The 19,144-nt window shown below is 58.4% G+C and carries 16 protein-coding genes; 10 read left to right on the top strand and 6 right to left on the bottom strand.

The genetic code is table 11. The features are described 5' to 3' along the window. Nucleotides 1–242: 242 nt before the first annotated feature. From AACL53_RS06130 to AACL53_RS06140, 3 genes are all read left to right on the top strand, one after another. Entirely contained in the window at nt 243–500 is a 258-nt protein-coding gene (locus AACL53_RS06130; RefSeq protein ID WP_339083529.1) for an EF-hand domain-containing protein, read from the top strand. Between the two features lie 476 nt (nt 501–976). After that, nucleotides 977–2,656 (top strand): globin-coupled sensor protein, encoded by a 1,680-nt coding sequence (locus tag AACL53_RS06135; protein WP_339083531.1) that lies wholly within the window; start codon nt 977–979, stop codon nt 2,654–2,656. A 314-nt stretch (nt 2,657–2,970) separates the two neighbouring features. Beyond that, the gene (locus AACL53_RS06140; protein WP_339083533.1) at nt 2,971–4,023 is read left to right on the top strand and encodes a phenylacetaldoxime dehydratase family protein; all 1,053 of its coding nucleotides are present in this window, start codon (nt 2,971–2,973) and stop codon (nt 4,021–4,023) included. Nucleotides 4,024–4,097: 74 nt separating this feature from the next. Here AACL53_RS06140 and AACL53_RS06145 read toward each other — a convergent pair whose 3' ends face one another. Next, nucleotides 4,098–4,679: a hypothetical protein gene (locus AACL53_RS06145; protein ID WP_339083535.1), complete on the bottom strand. Its 582-nt coding sequence runs from the start codon at nt 4,677–4,679 to the stop codon at nt 4,098–4,100. Nucleotides 4,680–5,069: 390 nt separating this feature from the next. Further along, nucleotides 5,070–6,140: a hypothetical protein gene (locus AACL53_RS06150; RefSeq protein WP_339083537.1), complete on the bottom strand. Its 1,071-nt coding sequence runs from the start codon at nt 6,138–6,140 to the stop codon at nt 5,070–5,072. A gap of 87 nt (nt 6,141–6,227) precedes the next feature. On the opposite strand from AACL53_RS06150, the gene AACL53_RS06155 reads away from it, so the two are divergent. The 7 genes from AACL53_RS06155 (at nt 6,228) to AACL53_RS06185 (ending at nt 14,977) form a co-directional block, all read left to right on the top strand. Next, nucleotides 6,228–7,112 carry a polysaccharide pyruvyl transferase family protein gene (locus AACL53_RS06155; protein ID WP_339083539.1) on the top strand — a complete coding sequence of 295 codons (885 nt, stop codon included), beginning with the start codon at nt 6,228–6,230 and terminating at the stop codon, nt 7,110–7,112. A gap of 54 nt (nt 7,113–7,166) precedes the next feature. Then, complete coding sequence (locus tag AACL53_RS06160) at nt 7,167–8,474, top strand: glycosyltransferase (RefSeq protein WP_339083541.1); 1,308 nt, start codon at nt 7,167–7,169, stop codon at nt 8,472–8,474. 80 nt (nt 8,475–8,554) lie between these two features. After that, complete coding sequence (locus AACL53_RS06165; RefSeq protein ID WP_339083543.1) at nt 8,555–9,277, top strand: HAD family hydrolase; 723 nt, start codon at nt 8,555–8,557, stop codon at nt 9,275–9,277. Between the two features lie 289 nt (nt 9,278–9,566). After that, nucleotides 9,567–10,616, top strand: a complete 1,050-nt coding sequence (locus AACL53_RS06170; RefSeq protein WP_339083545.1) for a cysteine synthase A — start codon at nt 9,567–9,569, stop codon at nt 10,614–10,616. A gap of 167 nt (nt 10,617–10,783) precedes the next feature. Continuing rightward, complete coding sequence (gene epsC, locus AACL53_RS06175; protein ID WP_339083547.1) at nt 10,784–11,770, top strand: serine O-acetyltransferase EpsC; 987 nt, start codon at nt 10,784–10,786, stop codon at nt 11,768–11,770. 92 nt (nt 11,771–11,862) lie between these two features. After that, nucleotides 11,863–12,774: a family 2A encapsulin nanocompartment shell protein gene (locus AACL53_RS06180; protein ID WP_339083549.1), complete on the top strand. Its 912-nt coding sequence runs from the start codon at nt 11,863–11,865 to the stop codon at nt 12,772–12,774. Continuing rightward, entirely contained in the window at nt 12,761–14,977 is a 2,217-nt protein-coding gene (locus AACL53_RS06185) for a family 2A encapsulin nanocompartment cargo protein cysteine desulfurase (protein ID WP_339083551.1), read from the top strand. The genes AACL53_RS06180 and AACL53_RS06185 overlap by 14 nt, the downstream gene beginning before the upstream one ends. A gap of 19 nt (nt 14,978–14,996) precedes the next feature. Here the strand turns inward: AACL53_RS06185 and AACL53_RS06190 are convergent, their stop codons facing one another. The 4 genes from AACL53_RS06190 to AACL53_RS06205 all read right to left on the bottom strand — a co-directional run bounded on the left by AACL53_RS06190 (nt 14,997) and on the right by AACL53_RS06205 (nt 19,075). After that, nucleotides 14,997–15,536 (bottom strand): HPP family protein, encoded by a 540-nt coding sequence (locus AACL53_RS06190; protein WP_339083553.1) that lies wholly within the window; start codon nt 15,534–15,536, stop codon nt 14,997–14,999. A gap of 65 nt (nt 15,537–15,601) precedes the next feature. Beyond that, nucleotides 15,602–16,801 carry an NAD-dependent formate dehydrogenase gene (locus AACL53_RS06195; protein ID WP_339083555.1) on the bottom strand — a complete coding sequence of 400 codons (1,200 nt, stop codon included), beginning with the start codon at nt 16,799–16,801 and terminating at the stop codon, nt 15,602–15,604. A gap of 244 nt (nt 16,802–17,045) precedes the next feature. Continuing rightward, on the bottom strand, nt 17,046–17,966 hold the full coding sequence (locus AACL53_RS06200) for a LysR family transcriptional regulator (protein ID WP_339083557.1): 921 nt from the start codon (nt 17,964–17,966) through the stop codon (nt 17,046–17,048). Between the two features lie 191 nt (nt 17,967–18,157). Beyond that, nucleotides 18,158–19,075, bottom strand: coding sequence for a LysR family transcriptional regulator (locus tag AACL53_RS06205; protein WP_339083559.1), 918 nt, complete (start codon nt 19,073–19,075; stop codon nt 18,158–18,160). Between the last annotated feature and the right edge of the window lie 69 nt (nt 19,076–19,144).

Here is a 19,144-nt window from a genome sequence, read left to right on the forward strand (position 1 = left end):
GCTCCGGACGCTTTCCGCGTCCGGAGCTGCGATGCTACCCTGATGCCGTTCGGATCATGACTCGATGAGCGGTCTCCGCCGATACTTGGCACGTAGAATTTGATCTAATTCGTTTGTCTCATTCTTTGAAAATGGCAATCACGATCCGACAACGCTAATGCGCGGCGTCCATTCGCGGCATCTACTTGGAAGACGTGCGCTCAGGCATTTCACGCGCACTCATCTAGGTAGGAGAGTTTTGTATGGGAAAATCCCTCATCGTTTTCTTGGCCGTGCTGTTCTGCACTGCCGGCGCGGTCGTGCGGGCGGAAGCGCAGACACCGTTGGGTGAAGACGAGTGCGCGGACGTCTGGAAGAAGGCCGGGGGGCATAACCTCAGTCCAGATCAGGCGAAGCCGTTCATCAAGAGCTTCGTGCAGCTCGACACCGACAAAGACGGCTCGATCAATTGGGAGGAGTTCAAGGCTGGCTGCGCGAACGGCTTGGTGATTAAAAAATAGCCTGGCAGAATTGCAATAAGCGCTTTTTTCCGATCGGCGCGTGGAACGCTCGCGTCGATCGCCGTTGATTTTCGCTTCTTTCGATGCACGTACAGCGACGTCATGATGAGGGAACGCGTCGCGGCTCGGTAGTACCGGCGGCGTAACGCATGAGACATTGATCTGTGTCAATTGAAGGTATCGCTCATCGCTTCTCCTTGGCGATTGTCGAGCTGTGTACGAACCGGCGAGCATGATCTCGCGCGAAAGGCGGCGGGGAGGCGACGAGGCGGACGTCACACGCCACGATCGGCGCGATTGATGTGCCGAGCGCGCAGTCGTTGGTCAGATGCCTATCGCGAGTGACAGCGTTCAATTTTTCCATACGCGAATGAATAATTCCATCATCCGTGCGGTATAGATCCCGACACGCGATTCGTTTTCTGTTCGCGGTGCATGGGCCGATAGCGCCCCGGTTGGGATTACAAGGCACAACGATGGAAAATGAAACGCGCAACGCCAGACTGAATGATCGCCTCGCCTTCATCGGGCTCGACAGCGATCAATGCGCGAGCATCCGCAGCATCAAAGACATTATCGACAGGGAGCTTCCGGTTGTCCTAGATCAGTTCTATCGCACCATTCAAGAAACGCCCGAAACCCGCAAATTCTTCAAGAATTCGGCGCACATGAATGCCGCGAAGAGCGCCCAGATCGCCCATTGGGAGTCGATAACCGCGGCAAGATTCGATGAGCAGTATTTCGCCAATGTCCGCAGGGTCGGCGAGGCTCATGCGCGTATCGGCCTTGAGCCGCGCTGGTACATCGGCGGCTATGCGATTGTCGTTCAGCACCTCATCAAATCCATTCTCAACGACACGTGGCAAAAGGGCTTCTCGTTCGGGCGCCAAAGAAAGGGACCTGAAGACATTGGCCAATGCCTTGGCGCGTTGGTGAAGGCCATGATGCTGGATATGGAACTCTCGATTTCCATATACGTCGAAGCCGCGGAAGCAGCGCGATCGAAGCTCGAAAAGGAGGTGGCACTCGAAGCAGCACGCGCGCGTGAGGGGGAAGCGCAGAGGGAAGCCGAGAGAAAAGCTCGGGAGGAAGCGGCGAACAGCGAACGCACGGCCGTCTTGACAGCCATGAGCACGGCTATTGCGAAGCTCGCCAATAAGGATTTGACCTCACGCATCGCCCACGACCTTCCCGTCGCCTATCAGGGTGTGCAACGTGAGTTCGACTCGGCTGTGGAGCAGTTTGAAACGGCGCTGCAACACGTCGCTGCAAGTGCCAATGCAATGGTGTCCGGCACCACGGAGATTTCCTCGGCGGCCGATGACCTGTCGCGACGCACCGAGCAGCAAGCGGCAAGCCTGGAAGAAACCGCTGCAGCGCTGGCGGAGATTACGACAATCGTAACGAAAACAGCGGGCGAATCGGCCCAGGCCCGCGATGTGGCCGCCACGGCGAAAAGCGCCGCGGAGGCCAGCCGAAAAGTCGTTGGCGATGCGATGGATGCCATGGCCGACATCGAGATTTCCTCGAAGGAAATAGCGAAAATCATCGGCGTGATCGACGAAATTGCTTTCCAGACAAACCTGTTGGCCCTCAACGCGGGCGTCGAGGCGGCGCGCGCTGGCGATGCTGGGCGGGGGTTCGCGGTCGTCGCGTCGGAAGTCCGGGCGCTGGCACAGCGATCCGCAGAAGCGGCGAAGCAAATCAAGTCACTGATCTCTCGCTCGAGCGAGCAAGTGGATCATGGCGTACGCTTCGTCTCCGATAGCGGGGCGACGCTCGAGCAAATCATTTCGCACGTGACGAGCATCAACGGGATGATCTTGTCCATTGCCCAGGCAGCCGAACAACAGGCAACGGGGCTGGCACAGGTCAACATTGCGATCAACGATCTCGATCAGACCACTCAACAGAATGCCGCCATGGTGGAAGAGACGACAGCTGCCTGTCACAGTCTCGGCCAGGAGACCGGCCAACTCTCTCGGCTCGTCAACGAGTTCAACCTAGGGGAAAGCGGCGTCGCGTCGCTTCGTAAGACCGCGGATCGCATGGCTTCCAAGATCACGCCGAAGCTGCTGCAGTCGTCCGGCAAAAAGAGTGCGCCGCCCCGGCCTGCCGCCTCCGCTGACGAAAAGCCAGAGTGGGAAGAGTTCTGAGAACGATGCACGCAGGGTCTGCGTAGCCATTTTCAGTCCGTTGCGTGACCTCTGTCGGGCGATCTCTGCCTAGTCGGGAAGTCCTTTACGGGGCCGGGCTTCGTGCCCGGCCGATGCGGGCAACGTGCCCTGGCGCCCCCCATATGCTTAGGCAATTTTCCTTCGAGTGTCTTAGGTAGGCATCGGGCGTGCTGGCGTGAGTTGGCGTTCCTCAATGATGCCTTCGATCGACAGTCGGACGCTTTGGTGCAATGTGATATAGTTTGCGTGCTATATCGATGTCCGCGTTACCACAAAAAAGCCGGGAGGAACAAATGCCTTTAGACTCTTCGATTCCGAGCCATCTGAGATGCCCGCGCACGCGAACGCGCCGGGTGAGCGACAGCTGGAATCCGCCAGTTCCGATGTATTCGGCGCGCGGTGAGGAATCCGTTCGACACCTCGTCATGGCTTACCTCGGCGTGCAATCAAAAGGCGACGAGATGAAAGGGCGCGCGTGCGCTGCGTTTCAGAACATCCTTCAGAGCTTCAAACAACCTGACGGGCCGGCCCGGCACGATCTCGTCCAGTTCATCGATGGTGAGGGCCATCTGAATTTGATCGCCGTCGCATATTGGATCGACCCGACAAGCTACGATAAGTGGAATGAGAGCCCGGTTATTTCAAATTGGTGGGCTTCTGACGATCGTCTCAAGGAAGGCGTCGGCTATTTCCGCGAAGTGCTCCGCCCACGCATGGAGCAGTTCGAGACCATTTTCACGCATGAGCACGGGCCGCTCGAAGGCGTCAGTATTTTGCTGGGCGGCATGAGCGAACCTATCATCGAGCACGGTTATTGGGGATCGATGCGCGACCGTTTGCCGTTGTCGCAGACCGATACTTTGGACCCGTCGGGAAGCCTCACAGTGAAGGAAGGAACGCCGGCCCTCGGCGGCCGTGTCATCGTGGGCGGACATCAGAACGTGGCGCTCATCCGCTCGGGCGAGGACTGGAGTTTGACGGAAGGTGAAGAGCGGCGCACTTGGTTCGAAGACATCGAACCCGTTCTTCACGAAGGTATGAACTACCTGCGCGACGACGGCCTCGAATCTGGCTGCTATTGCAACCGCTATCTCCATCACATGGACGAGAACGGGAACCCTCTGGAGAAGGGCTTCGGATACAGCCTTTGGCGTTCAATCACCAATCTCGAGCAGTGGGCGGAATCGCACCATACGCATCTGCAGATATTTGTGACGTTCAACCGCCTCGCCAAGAAATTCAAGAACCTCACGCTCTATCACGAGGTCTCGATATTCGACGCGGCAAACCAGTATTACGAATACATCAACTGCCATCCGAAGACCGGATTGTTGCGCGCCGTATGACGGCGAACGAGGCCGGTGGTTCTGGAAAGCGTCACCGGCCTCCACCTGCGGGCTGCCGGAGTTCAAAAAGATCCTCAGCGATAGGGCGCAACCTCAGAGGGTTGGCGCGACGCCGTTTCGGCAGCCTTTAGCTGAACATTTGCCCCACTCAGGCGTCGATAGAGATTGCGCCGTTTGGCAATCGGCCACCAATCGTATAAGAAAATTTCGAGTGGCTTCCAGTTCGCAACCCAGCCAAGGATGTACAAATTCTCCCTTAGGTAAATGCTGATGTTGCCTGTTCCGAGTGTCTTGGGAACGACCTGCGCACCAAGAATACAAATTGCGAGCACCGCCGCGCCGATCAGCGCTGACTTCCGGCCAATGCTAAAAAGCTGCTTGAGTTCGCGACCAATCACTGCAGCTCGATATTCAAAATATCGGTGCAACGAATCATTGAGTTCCTTCGCGTGCTCGCTCTTGAGCTCGCTTGCGGGTACGTGGATGACGATCCGAATTGGCTTGTCGTTGGGAAGCTCACGAGCCCAACCCACGATGTATTCTTCCGCATGACTATCGAGGTCCCGCTCACGAAAAGGGAACGGGTCAAGTGAATCGAAAAGCTGCGAGATCTTATCAACCCGGATTTCGATGCTCTCATTTTGATCGCCCATCATGGCACGTCTCTCTGTTCGAATAGGACCGCGTGCGATCGATCGAAGCTTTTTGCTACAACTTTCCGGGTGCGACGCAGATGGCGGCCCTCGCTCCGAATTTTAGCGATGGAGGCTAGGCGAAGAATGTTCGAGCATCATTGCAAGATGCCGCTGCCTGGCGTTTGAGCGTTTTCTCGTCAGTCCCGAGGCTGCTTCAGCTCGGCGAACCTTGGCATTCAATCAACGAGCCAGCGAGGCGGTCGCTTCTCAAATAACGAAGATTAGATGCTTGAGCCGCGAGGGTGTCAAGACAGCGGTCCATTGGCCGGCACTGTCGAGCGCATCATCGGCCGTGCGCACTTCATGCTATGTTCGGATGCCTTATCGAGGCTTGCGTCCCGCAAGCGGGTTCTAGCTGAACCAACGCCTGAAGCCGGTCTGTGTGCGGTCTTTGTGAAGCAGTCGAACGGCGTTTCGGTCGATGGGATCGGTGGACCTCGCAAGAGTTTTGATTGCTTTGCCGCGGTGTCTGACCCAATTGTCTAGCCCGAATACCTTTGCGAAGCGGTCCAGCGATCCGCATGCTTCAATTTCAATCTGTGTTCGAATGCATTTATTGCAACGTCCGCAATTGATGGGTTCCGTCTTAGATCGATCGGCCTGGTAGGCTTGGTCTGTGCAGACATCAAGATGATCAAACGCTAGCGGAAAGTTACAAATGGCCTGCGTTTTTTCCAGGCGATCGGCTTCCCACCCCACGTAGATCGCTTCAAATCCGGACGGCAAGAACGAGCGCATGATGACGGGGTCGATATATGCCAGAGCGTGTTTCTTGGCCTTGTCATAGGCGAGCTCGCTCAATTTGTAAGCGGACGAGTAGTAGATTGACGAAATGCCTTCCAAGGAAATTGCGGCTGCGATGTTGCGGATGGTGTGGCACTTCACGTGCGCTTCCGGGTAGGCACAATGAAAATTCGTTTCAACTGTTTCGACCGGGATATCGAGGGTCGCTGCAACACTCCGGATATTGTCGAGACGACGATGCCAGGTCGATATGTTGTCGTCGTGGGCGCCCGCGTGAATGTTGAGCAGCATATCCGGAGTTATTGCCAAGGATCCAAGCTTCTGCAAAGTGTAGAATGAATCTACGCCGGCGCTGAACATCAGTGCGGACTGACCGGGAGGGATTGCCCCCGTTTCGATGGCCGCTGCCGATATCCGGCACTCTTTGCCGTCAAAGAAATCTGCGACAAATGGAGAGAACTCGCAGTTGAGCCTTGCCAACTGCGTCTCAGTTAGCGCTGCATCCACATGAATACTTCCGCCCTCGCGCGCGGCAAGAAGCAATGCGATCGGTACGAATGCCGAAATAGAGGGAGCCGTGCGTTGTCCCCTGATCGCGAGTTCGACGCCGGCGAACTCGGTCGTGTGCCATCCATCCGGCTGCGTTGACGGGGCGCTTAGCTGTCTGGATGGAATCATCCTTGCTCCTTTTCGGGCCGACATCCAGGATACGAAGAACGCGAGGAGTATCTACGTGTTCTAACTATAGTTTTGGGAAGGTTCAAATTGCTCTACGAATGGAAGCCTGGTGAGAGGGAGCACAATTTTGGCGATCATCTTGCCGTCCTTCTCGGCGAAATTTTCGCCGATGACGTTTGGCAATCCATTCAAACATCGAAAAAGCAGACCTATTATCTGTTGGGGTCTGTAATTGACGACTGGTGTATTGATGAAGCGCTCAAGGCGGACACAACACCTTGCTTCGTCGGCTGTGGTACCCGTGGCGAGAAAATTTCCCGACTGAACGCACGAAGATCCATATTCCTGGGATGCCGGGGCTTGCTCAGCCAGAAGATACTCAGGCGCGCCGGGCAATCAGTAGAGGTGATTGGTGACCCGGCAATCATTGTTCCGCTCCTGGTGGAGCGCACTCCAAAATCGGGCGAGCGCATTTTTATACCGCACGTTCTCGACCCCGCGCGAAACGATTTTATAGCTTCGGCCGTCGGATGCGATGAGAAGGTTTCGGCGATTACTCGCTCGCATTCTGATCTCATGGAGATCGTGCAAAAAATAGCAGCTGCTGAATTCGTGCTCGCAGGAGCGTTGCACGCGGCGGTCGTCGCCTACGCATTTGGAGTGCCTTTTGCATTTTTCAAACAAGATTATGTGGACTGCCACCCCAAATGGTACGACTGGGCGTCCGGTGTCGGCCTACATCCTGAGTTTGTTCAGTTCCACGGAAACGCGAGAGACGGGGAGGCTTGGTATGCCTCAATATCGAAGCACCTGATTGTGTTACCTCGATCACGCATTTTGAAGTGCATGAACAAAATTGGCCCTGTTCGGAGTGAGGTTTGGAATGCTGCGGATGCTTTCGACGCAAAATTTGGGCGCGTAAAATCACGAACGGCAACGAGGAATGGGATCTTGGGGCGGTTTTTTGGATGATGTTCTATTGTTCCGTTTCCAGAGCATTCGCGCGGGGCCTGCAGGAGCCGAAGGATGAGTAGTGACGTGCAAAGGCCCGCCGTCGTCATCACCGGCCTTCCTTGGTTGCGCACGGGGTCAGGGAAAGTGATGGAGGAGCAGGTCGCCTTCTTCAAATCCATCGGCTGGATCGTTTTCTTCGTGGCCTGCCCCTATGCAGCCAAGCAAACCCTGTCGGACCCGGTTTGGGACCAGTTCAAGCAGCAGTCGGCGGACTTGAACGCCGATGCAATCGCGATCGCTTCCTTCGAAAGGCCGGTTAGGCGAAGAGGTCTATTCGGAAACCTGGCAGCACGCTGGAAAAAGTTAAACGCCCTGAATTGGCGGATGAGCTTATCCGAGAAGGTGGTTTTGACCGATGAACTGCGGGAGGATCTTCGTGCTGCCGATGTGCGACTGATTTTGGCGAACCATATCTACACTTTGGAGTTGGCGAAACGAATAAAGGATGAGGTGGCGAAACGAAACGTACCTTTGTGTGTCGTTACGCATGACGTTCAAAGTCACATCCTGTCGGACAATTCGGTCGTCAATCCTTTTACCAAGCGGGCGGATCGCCTCGAGGATCTGGAAGACACCGAAGTTCGAGCGCTCTCGGTTGCTCAATACCTTATTCACGTGTCTCACGACGACCTCGGATTCTTTCAGCGACGCCTGCCGGCTGTACGGCAAATCGCAATCGTGCCGTGTGCTCCTGATCAAACCGACCTCGGAATAGATCGTTCTCGTGAGAAGCGTGTCGATTTTTTATTCGTTGGATCGAACCACATTGCCAATAGTGAAGCCGTCGAATGGCTCCTCGAAGAGGTGTACCCAAATTTCAACGAACCCAAGCCTTCGCTGCGGATCGCCGGGAAGGTCGATCGACTCGTAGAAGCGAAGCGCCCCGATTTGTTCAATCGTTACAGGCGGTTTTTCGCAGGGGAAGTAGGGGGCGTCATCGATGAATATCTTTCGGCACGCTGCATCTTGGTGCCGATGATCAGCGGCAGAGGAGTTTCGATCAAAACGGTCGAGGCAACTTCAGTGGGACTGCCGATGGTGGGGACCGCTGCGGCTTTTCGTGGTTTGCCGAACGAAGCGGTTCGAAATTCCGGGCTGTCGGCTTATTCATCGGCAGGCGAATTCGCTCGCGCTGCCCAGGAAGCACTAGAAAATCCGGAGCCGCTTCGAGAGGCCAGCATTAGATTGTATCGCGCTCTCTTTAGTCGTGACGCTTTCGCCAATTCGATGATTGGCGTCTTGAACGATCTCGATCTGGACGGGAGCATGCGGATTGAATTTGAGGCAAAGCGAATGTCGGCGGCGACGCCTCCGGCATAGTTTTCGCAGGCAAAAAGCGAATTCGCGATCTATAACGCGACGATCATTGAACTCCACCACAGGGCAGGGTTGAACAGTCGATGGGCCAGATCAAAGGTCTCCTTTTCGATAAAGATGGCACAATTCTGGATTTCTACAGGACGTGGGTGCCCATCAATCGGATGATGGCCCTCGACGCAGCGGGTGGGGACGCCGATCTTGCCGCGGAGCTGCTGCGTGCGAGCGGCCACGATCCGGACACCGATTTCGTGACGCCCGGAGCGGTGCTGGTCGGGGCTGATGCCAGCGAGCTCGCCGTGAGTTTTGCAGCATTTTTGAAAGAGCGCGCGCCTCCAAATCTTCTCGAAATCATTGCGCGGAATTTTCGCGAGGGCGGCGCCAAGTACGCGACGTTGATCGATGGCGCGACGGAGGAACTCACAAGATTGGGTTCTTCGGGATACCGATTGGGGCTGGCGACGAACGATACGTTCGATGGTCTCGAAGCATCGCTCGGGCGCTTCGGGGGGCTACTCGAGATGTTCGAATTCCGCGTCGGATGCGATAGCGGACATGGTGCGAAGCCTGAACCTGGAATGGGATTGGCGTTCGCTGAGGTCGTCGGTCTCGAGCCTTCCGCTTGCGCGATCATCGGAGATTCAACCCACGATCTTGAAATGGGCCGGCGCGCGGGTTTTGGGCTTTGCGTCGGGGTGTTGACCGGTCCGTCCCGTCGCGCCGATCTCGAGCCGCATGCGGATATCGTGATCGATAGCATTCTCGACCTCACCAACGTCCTGAATGAACGAAGTGCGGTGCCCTGACGAGGCTGCGGCCGGAACGCTCAATGCAGGCCGCAGCTTTCGCCTCAGGTGATCCAACGGTCGAATAGCCAAGATCTGAGATCCGGGATCGCGTCAGTCGCGATTTCCGTCGATCTCTGCGTCACCGCGACCCACAGACATCATACCAAATTCCGGCCCACCCAATTGTTGGCCGCACCGGACAGAGGTAATGAGTCCGCGGTGGGAGCGCTTGGTCTTTTGCAAGCCCCATGTTCGCTGAGATCGTGCGTCTCCCGCGCGACTCTCCGCTGTCTGGGGGTTTGCGAGAATGAACGACGCGCCAGTTCTATCGAATATCGTCGATGCCGTCGGCAACACGCCATTGGTGCGTTTGCAAGAGGCCTCGGAGCAGACAGGCTGCACCATTCTCGGCAAGGCCGAGTTCATGAATCCCGGCCAATCCGTGAAGGACAGGGCTGCAGTATTCCTGATCGAGGACGCGTTGGCCCGGGGCGCGGTTGCGCGCGGGGGCGTCATTGTCGAAGGCACCGCTGGCAACACGGGAATTGGATTGACGCTGGTCGGCAAGCATTATGGCCTGCGCAGCGTGATCGTCATTCCCGATACGCAGTCGGCTGAGAAGAAGGCGGCGCTCCGCATCCTGGGAGCGACGCTCGTCGAGGTGCCGGCGGTTCCCTATGCAAATCCCAACAACTACGTGCACTATTCGCGTCGCCTCGCCGAGGCGATTGCCGCTCGCGAGCCCAATGGCGCTTGCTGGGCCAATCAGTTCGACAATCCTGCAAACCGCGACGGCCACGCGCGAACGACGGCCCAGGAGATTTGGCAGCAGACCGGTGGGAAGATCGACGGTTTCGTTGCCTCCGTCGGAACCGGGGGGACGCTGGCCGGTATCGCGCTCGGCCTCCGGAACAAGAGCAAAGCCGTCAAGGTCGCGCTTGCTGATCCGCCGGGAGCGGCGCTCTATTCTTATTACACATCCGGCGTGCTCAAAGCCGAAGGTACATCGATCACCGAAGGCATCGGGCAGGGCCGGATCACGCGCAATCTCGAAGGTTTCACGCCCGACGAAGCTTATCAAATTCCGGACGACGAGGCCGTCGCCATAACGCATCGCCTGCTCGAAGCGGAAGGGATTTGCGTCGGGGCTTCCACGGGCGTGAACATTGCGGGCGCCATTCGTTTGGCCAAGAGCTTGGGGCCAGGCCACACGATCGTGACGATCCTCTGCGATCACGGAATGCGCTACCAGTCGAAGCTCTTCAACGCCGAATTCCTGCGGGCGAAGGGGTTGCCGGTGCCAGCTTGGCTCGCGGCAGAGCAACTGGATGTTCCCGACGTTTTCCTGCCGGGTTGAGGTCTCGACACCTAATTCCGGCGTGCACACAGTGTGCGTGGAAAGGCGCGTTTGCGCGTCTGTCGCCCTATCTTCCCGCGGTCATAAGCAAAGCAGTTATTCTTTGTTCGTTATGACGCCGCGAAAATCTAACATTCTGGACGACTGATGATCCGCACAAATTTCTGATGGTTTCGATCGTGGTAAATGATCTTCTTGCGGCCGGCCCCCGTCTGCTTTCAAGCGATTCGAACACGGAAGAACCTGTTGCGCCTTGGAATATCGATACCATCGTTTCCGAACTCAGGGAGGCGAGGGGGCGGAGCAAAAGAGTGCTCCAAGCGGGCAATCGCCGCGCGCCGCTACCCAGTCCCGAGAAACTTCAACAAGCCATACAGGGCATCTATGCGTCGCTGTTTCCGCGTCACGCAGGTGCGTTCGATCATAGCGACGAAGGCATCGCGTTCTTTGTCGGCAACACGCTGAATGCGGCACTGCATATCTTGCTCGATCAGGTTCGGCGCGAGCATGCTTTCGTCGATGAAGCGCGGGCTTCGCACGAGAGTTCGCTTTCCGCCGAGGAGATCGTAACTGCGTTCTCACGCGGACTACCGCAAGTCTATGAGCTGCTGGAAAGCGACATTCGCGCCGCGTACGAAGGCGACCCGTCCGCAAAGAGCACAGAAGAAGTTCTGTTGAGTTTCCCGGGTATCAAAGCCATTGTGCATCATCGCGTTGCGCACGCGCTGCATCTTCTCGGTTCGCCGGTCGTTGCGCGCATTATCGCCGAACTCGCGCATTCACAAACCGGCATCGACATTCATCCGGGCGCGAAGATCGGCGGGAGCTTCTTCATCGATCACGGCACCGGTGTCGTGATCGGCGAGACCGCCGTCATCGGTCAACGCGTGCGGATTTATCAGGCGGTGACGCTTGGAGCGAAACGGTTCTCCGTCGACGAAGGGGGCGCGCTGGTGAAAGGCGAGCCTCGCCATCCGATCGTCGAGGACGACGTCGTCATCTACGCCGGTGCGACCATCCTCGGTCGGATCACGATCGGCAGGGGCTCATCCATCGGCGGCAATATCTGGCTGACGCGTAGCGTTCCGCCAAACAGCACGATCGTGCAGGCGCTGGCACGCACTGAAACGTTTGACCACGGATCAGGTATCTAATTCCAATATAACATCGTTGACCAGTTCGGAATTTCTACAGATAAGCGTGCTGACGAAATTTCGCGCTCTAATATAGCAGAGATGGGGATGCCATGGCAGACGAAACCCAAACGGCGCTAGGCGATATTGCGGCACGGCAATTAGCCAATGCGACCAAGACCGTACCGCAAATGTCGAGCATCACGCCGCGTTGGCTGGTGCACTTTCTGAGCTGGGTACCGGTCGAAGCGGGCATATATCGCGTCAACAAAGTGCGCGATGCGGACAGCGTCGAAGTGGCATGCTCGGTACGGGATGAGCGCGTTCTGCCGCAAACCTACGTCGATTACATCGAGAATCCGCGCGAGTATCTTTTGAGCGCTGTGCAGACGGTTCTCGATATTCATACGCGCGTTTCCGATCTCTACAGCGTTCCTCACAACCAGATCAAAGAGCAGCTTCGCCTGACGATCGAGACGGTGAAGGAGCGCCAGGAGAGCGAACTCATCAATAATAAGGAGTACGGCCTCCTTGCTCATGCTGCGGCCTCGCAGAAGATCAAAACGCGCTCGGGCCCGCCGACACCTGACGATCTCGACGAGCTGATTGCGAAAGTTTGGAAGGAGCCTGCGTTCTTCCTCGCGCATCCGCAGGCGATCGCAGCGTTCGGACGCGAATGCACCCGCCGCGGTGTGCCGCCGCCGACAGTCACTCTATTCGGATCGCCCTTCCTAACGTGGCGCGGCATCCCGCTCATTCCCTCCGACAAGCTCGAGGTGAAGGGCGGAAAAACCAACATTCTTCTGATCAGAACCGGTGAAGCCAAGCAGGGCGTCGTCGGTCTCTTCCAGCCGGGGCTGCCGGGCGAACTGACCAAGGGTCTTTCCGTCCGCTTCATGGGCATCAATGATCAGGCGATCGCCTCCTATCTCGTCTCGCTCTATTGCTCGCTCGCCGTCCTGACGGACGACGCGCTGGGAGTTCTGGAGAACGTCGAGGTGGGCAAGTATCATGTCTATAGCTAATCTCGGATCGGGTGCTGCCGACCTCGATGCTTTGGCGGCAGCGGCGCGTGATCCCAGCGGCGGCGTTCAACCGCCAGCAGGGCTTCCGGACATCGCGACTCTGACGAAGCTCGCCAACCAGTTCTATGCGGCGCTGCCGGGGCAATCGTTTCCGGTATCCGCAGGGCCGTCGTTGCCTGGGTTCGGCGCTTCGCCGGCTGAGGTCGCCGGGTCGTCAGCGCCGCACGCCGCGGCGGCTGCCACGTCATCTGTGCCGTCGACCGGAGTTCCGGGCGCGTTGCCGACGGCTGCGATTGGGTCACCGTTCGATCGCTCCGCGATTGATGATCGCGCATTCGACAGTCTGGTTGGTGCCGCTATTCCTTCGCCGCTTTCGAGCGCCCTTTCCGGGCCTTCGCTGCCCGGCTTCGAAGCGTCTCCGGCGGAAGCGGCCGGTCAAGCCGTTGCTCAATCAGCGCCAGGCATCGACGCGCCAGCGACTGCCGTTCCGGTTTCGACGCGCGATGTCTCGGTCATCGATCTCAAGGGTGTCGACACCCTGACGCGAACACCAGATCCGTTGTTGCCATCTAGCGTCGATGCCGGGCCATCGCTTTCCGGCTTCGGCGGCTCTAGGGACATACCGGCTCGACCGGAAACATCGCGCTCGGCAGATGCGCTCCCTGGGATCTCCCAGACTTCGCCTCCGCAACCTCCGCCGGCGACGCCGCCGCCGCAGGTGCTCTCCAATCATACGGGAATTGAGACGCCGCATTCGGGCGGTTCGATCCGTCAGTACGACCGCATCGCACTTCCGTTTGAAGCCGAGCTCAGATCGCTCTTGGCTCCGCTCGGAGCTGAGCCGCATGCGCAGAGTCGCGGCGCGGATGCTGGATCGGGATTTTATTTTCTGGATGGCCGAGAGTCGTCAGCGAGCGGTATCAGCGTTCCGGGGGCGACTGCACCTGCCCGTCTGCCAGCGTCGGGTGGCATCGGTTTCGATGTCGACGGCGTTCGCCGCGATTTTCCTATTCTGAATGAGACGGTCAACGGCCGTCCGCTCATCTGGTTCGACAACGCGGCGACGACTCAAAAGCCCAAATCGGTCATCGAGCGGCTCAAATATTTCTATGAGCACGAAAACTCGAACATTCACCGGGCGGCGCATGAGCTTGCCGCTCGCGCGACCGACGCCTACGAAGGCGCCCGCTCGAAAGTCGCGCGTTTTCTCGGTGCTGGATCGGCTGAAGAGATCATCTTCACGCGCGGCGCGACGGAAGCGATCAATCTCGTCGCCGCTACGTTCGGACAGCAGCATATCGGGGCCGGCGACGAAATCGTCGTCACCAATCTCGAGCATCATGCCAACATCGTACCGTGGCAGCAGCTATGCTTGGCAAAGGGTGCCAAGCTCAGGGTTGCGCCGGTCGATGATTGCGGCGCGCTGTTGCTCGATGAGTTCGGGAAGCTGCTGAATAGCCGGACCAAGCTGGTCGCGTTCACCCAGGTATCGAACGCGCTCGGTACGATCACGCCGGCCAAGACAATTGTCGAAATGGCGCATCGCGTCGGCGCTCGCGTGCTTATCGACGGCGCGCAGTCGGTTTCGCACATGAAAGTCGATGTGCAGGACCTCGACGCCGACTTCTTCGTCTTCTCCGGCCACAAGATCTTCGCCCCGACAGGTATCGGCGTTCTCTACGGCAAGAAGGCGCTGATGGACTCGCTGCCGCCCTATCAGACCGGCGGCAACATGATCCGTGATGTGACCTTCGATCGGGTCGAGTTCCACAAGTCGCCGCAGCGGTTCGAGGCGGGCACTGGCAATATCGCCGACGCCGTCGGTTTGGGTGCAGCGATCGATTACGTCGAACGCATCGGGCTCCAAAACATCGCCGACTACGAGCACAAGTTGCTCGTTTATGCGACGGAGCGGCTTCTGCAGATCCCAGGTCTCAGGATCATCGGGACCGCGCCCGAAAAGGCGAGCGTGATCTCGCTGACGTTGAAAGGCATACCCAGCGAAGAGATCGGGTCGCGTCTCAACAAGTATGGGATCGCGGTGCGTTCCGGGCATCACTGCGCACAGCCGATCCTGAGACGCTTCGGCCAGGAGACGACGGTCCGGCCGTCGTTCGCGTTCTACAATACGTGCGGTGAAATCGACGTGCTGGTTGGCGCGCTAAAGGACATACAAGCTGAGACTGGTTTGACGCGGCTCTGACCGGTTTTCGGCAAGGCTCTTATTGGGTGCGCCGCAAATGGTTGAGCCTATAGGAATGGCCGGTGAGGAGGCGATGGTATGCCCAGCCGCAGATCACGATGAAGGCTGCGCCAATCAGGATGGGTGCGATTAAAAACGTCCATCCCGAATGCGCGAACGTGATGACGATTGGGTTCGCGCCGGCCGGCGGATGAAGCGTGTCCGTCAGGAGCATCGCAGAAATTGCGATGCCGACGCCAAGTGCGATCGCTATCGGCGATGATCCGATGCATGTCATGACAAGAAGTCCGCATGCTGCCGCGATAAGGTGTCCACCCACGACATTGTACGGCCGAGCCAGCGGGCTCGCGGGCGCACCGAAGACCAGTGCGCAACTCGCTCCGAAGGGTGCGATGAGCAGCGGCGCAACGTCTGCCGCGTTTGCTATCGTCAGCAGCAGGATCGTAAGAAAGGCGCCCAAGCCCGCGAATGCCGCTAGGCGCCATGGTCTCACGAGCAGCCAAGCGGCGGCACGGCTCCGCGAAGATGCCGGTTTTACGTCGGAATCGATTGGGGTCATTACATCCACGAGGGCAAGGCGAGGAGTCGCCGAAGCAGAACGGGTGCTTCGGCGACTGGAGTTCGTTATTTCTTGAACTTCGCGGCCTCTTCCGAGCCGCTCGTCGCGTTGCCGGCGCTGTAGGAATGGGCGCCGACGCCCGCGAGCTTGCCGCCCTGCACGACGAGATACTCGTTGCGGATCGGCTTCCCTGCGAAGTAGCACTCGAGGATCTCACGCGTACCGGCTGCATAGCGAGTCTGTGCCGAGAGGGATGTGCCCGAGATGTGGGGCGTCATGCCGTGATGAGGCATGGTGCGCCACGGATGATCCTGCGGCGCGGGCTGCGGGAACCACACGTCGCCCGCGTAGCCAGCGAGCTGCCCGCTTTCGAGTGCGCGAACGATGGCGTCGCGATCGCAGAGCTTGCCGCGCGCCGTGTTGACCAGATAAGCGCCGCGCTTGAAGTTCTTGAGCGACTTATCGTTGATCATGTGCTCGGTTTCGGGATGCAGCGGGCAGTTCAACGTCACCACGTCGCAGACCTTGGTCAGGCTTTCGAGGCTGGTGTGGTGAGTGAGGTTGAGCTCTTTCTCGACCGCCTCGGGCAGACGATGGCGATCCATGTAGTGCAGGTGGACGTCGTAGGGCTTCAGCAGACGTAGAACGCGGAGGCCGATGCGGCCGGCTGCAACGGTGCCGATGTGCATGCCTTCGATGTCGTAGGAGCGCGATACGCAATCCGCGATGTTCCAGCCGCCCTTGATCACCCAATTGTAGGAGGGGATGTAGTTGCGGACGAGTGCGAGCATCTGCATCACGACATGCTCGGCCACGCTATTGCTGTTGCAATAAGTGACTTCCGCGACCGTGATGTTGCGGTCCATGGCAGCTTGCAAATCGGTGTGATCGGAGCCGATGCCAGCGGTCACGATCATCTTGAGTTTGGGAGCCTTGGCTATGCGTTCGGCGGTCATGTACGCCGGCCAGAATGGCTGCGAGATGACGATTTCCGCGTCGTGCAGCTCCTGGTCGAGCTTGGAGTTCGCTCCGTCCTTGTCGCTCGTCACGACAAGCGTGTGACCGGCGGCTTCAAGGAATTTCCGCAGGCCGAGTTCGCCTGAGACGCTGCCGAGCAGCGCGCCGGGTCTGAAATCGATGGCCGACGGTGTCGGCGTGGTCTGGCCATCCGGATATTTCGTGATCTTCGGGATGTCGTCGCGGGCGTAGGATTTGGGGTAGCCGTCGACGGGATCGTCATAGAGGACACATACGATTTTAGCCATGTTGATCTCCTTCATGGAATTGGCCATGAGGCGGCGCTTCGTCAGGGGGCACCGGACGAATGACATATAGTCATGGAGGTGAGACGTTTCGTGGCCTTCGCCGACCGGCGTCGCTCCTCGCGCTTCCTCGCCCTGACAGCTGGCTCTCTGTGGAAGCCTTTCGTTTGCCGGGGCACGCGGAATGTCGAGGCAGCACCGTTTTGGGTCAAACGAATGGTATTTGATGGCTGATTGATGCCGTCGATCAAACGTTATGAAGCGACTTAAGGCTGAGCTGCGCTTCAAGGTCGAGCCGGTCGGCGCAGCGCATCAATGCGTGGGCCAGTGGCGTTAGCGGATCGCGATCAGAGGCGACGAGGCCTATGGCTTGGCTGTGTACCGGTTCGATCAGGTCGATCAGCGCCAATTCATTGCATCCTGCAAAAATATAGGAAAACGTGTGCGGGATGATGCTCGACCATTCTCCGCTGCAGACGTGCGAGCAGACGGCTAGGAAGGAATTCGACGTAATGGTCGGCGACAGCTTCAAACCCAACGAACGGGTGATGTTGTGCAGAACGCGCCGGTTCTGCATGCTCTCTTGCAGCAGGCAGAGATTTTCGTTTACCGCTCCCCGCCAGGTGACCACATCGCTCTGAGCGAGTGGATTATCTCTGTGCGTCACAAAAAGGTAGTGTTCGCGATACAGCGGCTTTCTGCGGACGTTGGAAAGAGGTTCATTGTCGAGATACGTCAGGCCGGCGTCGATCTCGAACTTGTCGAGGGCGCTTTGAATCTGCACGGATGACATCGATTCAATGTCGATCGCCACATGAGGATATTTCGTGCAGAACGGCGAAGTCAGCTTGGCGACGGCCGGCATCGCGGCTGGCACAACGCCCAGCCGCAATGTTCCCTTCAGCCCTTCACGAAGTCCTTCGACATCCTGTTTGAGGCTTTCGTAGTCGGAGATGATTTGCGATGCCCATTCGACCACGCGCTCGCCCTCGGGAGTCAGCCCTATAAATCTCGGCTCGCGGATCACGAGGCGCATATCGAGTTCGCGTTCCAGCGCCTTTAGGCCGGACGACAACGTGCTCTGCGTGACGTGGCAACGCTCCGCCGCGCGCCCGAAATGCTTTTCACGCGCCAAGGCGACCAGGTAACTCATCTGTCGAACGAACACGGCTCAGCCCATCGCATCCCGAAAGTATCGATATAGCTGTTCCGCTATCTCGATGCCAGCGCTATGTGGCGACCGCGGTTACCCCAGCGGTGCGAAAGATCCAAAATTTCAATCCACAGCATTGGTGGAATTAATGGTGCGGCGCACGACAAGGTGCCGGTCCGCGCAGGCACGCAATGATATTTCGAGATCTAATGGGTTTCGAGCGAGCCGCTGATTTCCGACAGCAGCAACTGGCGCGCGAGTTTTCTCGGCGCGCGCGGGTTGGTGATTATGAAAACCGGTGATGACGGCCGCTCGCTCTCTCGTAGGACGGGCCAAAGCCGGCCGGCCTGCACATCGGGCTCCGCGAATTTCTCGGGCAGAAAGCAAATGCCGACGTTCAACAGGGCCAACCGCTTGGCAGCGTCGAGATGCTCCGACAGCCCAGCAACGACGCGGCCGAGGCCATGACGGGTTCGGAACTCGGTCAAGGCGTCCGGTTCGTCGGCGCCAGTCAAGATGAAGGCTTCCGCTGCGAGAGCGCCCGGATCGTCGAACGTCCGGCCGAACAGGCGGTGTGCCGGGCCTACGTATGGCCGGTGCGCCTCATCAAACAGAAAATCATATTTGAGGTCGCTGCGCGGAGCGCTCGCGGGGGCCACGCCGATGTCGATTTCGTCGCGCAGGAGCGCGCCCGCAACCGAATCCCCCGTCTTGATATCGATAATGATCTCAGCCTTGGGGTGACTGCCGTGGAACCGCGAAATGGCGCTGTCGAGGCGGTCGCACACCAGACAGGAAACAACTTGGATAGAGACGCGCCCGGCGACACTGTCGCCCGCCTTGGAAACCTTTCTCGGCAACTGCTGCACAAGTCCGTTGATCGACCCGCAGGAGTCCGCGATCAGCATGCCTTCGTCCGTCAGCGCGAAGCCGCTCGGTCCCCGTTCGCAGAGCTTGACGCCCAGCTGCGATTCGAGGCGCTTGAGCGCCAAGCTCAAGGCCGGCTGCTTGCGACTGAGCGCTCCGCTTGCCCGGCTGATGCCTCCGGACTGCGCGATCTCGTGGAACGTCTTCAGAAGGTTCCAGTCAAGATTTCGCGAGAAGGAAGCGATGCTCTTGGCCATGGCGGTGTCCTCATTTCAGGAGAAGCGCAGACCGGCGACGCGCGGGATGCACGCCGCCCGGGCTGGTGC

Source organism: Hyphomicrobium sp. ghe19, from assembly GCF_902712875.1.
Lineage (GTDB): Bacteria > Pseudomonadota > Alphaproteobacteria > Rhizobiales > Hyphomicrobiaceae > Hyphomicrobium_B.